The organism is Haliscomenobacter sp. (assembly GCF_040403615.1).
Lineage (GTDB): Bacteria > Bacteroidota > Bacteroidia > Chitinophagales > Saprospiraceae > Haliscomenobacter.
Map to the genome: position 1 here is coordinate 1 of NZ_JBBAKG010000256.1, position 1,774 is coordinate 1,774.

Consider the following 1,774-nt stretch of genomic DNA (forward strand, 5'->3'; position numbering starts at 1 on the left):
GATTACGCGCTCCGCGCTTTTACGCCTCCGGTGTAGCGGGACGTCAATAGGAGAACGGATGCCCCGGATTTAAGCGGATTGGAACGGATTTCCCGCCTTCAGCGTGATGGCACAAAGTATCTAAAAAGCTTTGCCGCAGGCAAAGCAAAATCCGTTTTAATCCGCCCAAATCCGCGTCATCCGTTCTCCCATTGTTGTCGCTTTTAGCAAAAAGAGGCGAAGCCTCAAAAAGCGTGAAGCGCATAAAACGTCGTGCTCGTCGTGGTTTCAAAAGCGAAGCTGCGAAAAATGTCAATATTACTTCTTGTTACTCTCCGCTACAGCCCAATCCAAAATGGTTTAAAACTAGAACCAATCGACCGGAGGGTGCTTGGATTTTGGTGCTTGCTGGACAGCTTGTACCAGGTAGAATTTTCTTTCTGAGATTTCCGAAAGTATTCAATAAGAATCGAACGATCTAAACAAATCATAGGGCAATAGTCCAAGCGTTCATGTAATCACGCAATTCGGCGTATGCCTGTACTTGCTCTGGTTCCATTGTGGGCCCTGAGAGTAATTCAGCCATCAGTTTCTAAGCTGTTGCAAACCCGGAATAAGCTCTGTATTTCTCAGGATGAAAGCCCAGAACAATATCCGAAACCGGAACACCGCGTTTGATTAGTTCATCAGTGATGGGCACATCGGTATTGTTGGCCAAAAGCCAGATTTTTCCATTGTCGCTGATGTGAAAATGGAAAATGATTTTGTTGACAAAATACTCATTCGTTTCCCAGCCAGTTCGCAGCAATTGATAGTGGTGGCTTTCTTTGTCGGCAAGCACCAAATCTTGAACTTGATTGGGGCTTCTTTCGATTCTTTCTGCTTGAAGCACGTCCAGAATGATCTGTTCGTATACTTTCATTTCTGCCATTTTGCTAAAACTTTTGTTTCAGGTTCAAAAACAATTACTTTCAGACCTGCACGTTTTACGATGCGTTTAAAAAGCTCTTGATCAGCTAGTCTTTCATACTGAATTTTGGGCACAGCAACATATAAGACTCTGTCAGGTTCTTGTGCTTCTAAGCCGATTTGATAATCGATAAATTGACCAACAAGATTGTGTAAATCGTAAATGAGCGAAGGGCCCAAAAGACTTTTTACTTCAACAGCAATCTTTTCATGTCCTTTTTCTGCGGCAATCAACCGTTCCGCTCCCAAATCGATTTGCATTTTGGCTTCAAAAAGATGAAGGGCTTCCATACGGAGTTCATATGGATCATGAGTGATTGTCCAGCCATCTTTTTCCAAGGCTTCTTTAACTGTATTGTGAAATAAGTCTTTAGCCATTTATTCATACAAATTGAAACGCAAATTAAGCTTTTCTGGGATCATTTGCAATGCCCACCCAGATGATATGGGAACGTGGATAAAGCGGATCTAGCGGATTGACACGGATTTGATCTGCGGAAATCCGCTGAATCTGCGTCATCCGCGTTCCCATTGGGGTCGCTTTTGTAGTTGTGCACTTTTACTTGAGGGCTATTGAAATATTTCGTTGGTTATAGAGCTTCAATCAGGAAACATTTTTATTAAATTCATGATTATCAATAATTTACGTCAATTTATTCTTTGTCACTTTTTGCCTTGATGCAAAAAGTAACCAAAAAAATCAAGGCTGTTTAAGACTTATTGTAATGAGAGACTGCTTGGTTCAAAAATGGTCTTTTTTCCCTGCTTTTCGTTTATTTTCTCGTCCGTAGCGCTGTCCTGTCCCGATTTATCGGGGTACGCACTC

At 42.1% G+C, this 1,774-nt stretch carries 2 protein-coding genes; both read right to left on the bottom strand.

Going from position 1 to position 1,774, the window contains the following annotated elements; translation table 11 throughout:
- Positions 1–571 precede the first annotated feature (571 nt).
- A complete protein-coding gene (locus ABW391_RS29390; RefSeq protein ID WP_353485470.1) occupies positions 572–901 on the bottom strand; it encodes an element excision factor XisI family protein in 330 nt (109 codons plus the stop codon).
- Positions 898–1,326 (bottom strand): XisH family protein, encoded by a 429-nt coding sequence (locus ABW391_RS29395; RefSeq protein WP_353485471.1) that lies wholly within the window; start codon positions 1,324–1,326, stop codon positions 898–900. The genes ABW391_RS29390 and ABW391_RS29395 overlap by 4 nt, the downstream gene beginning before the upstream one ends.
- Positions 1,327–1,774 lie beyond the last annotated feature (448 nt).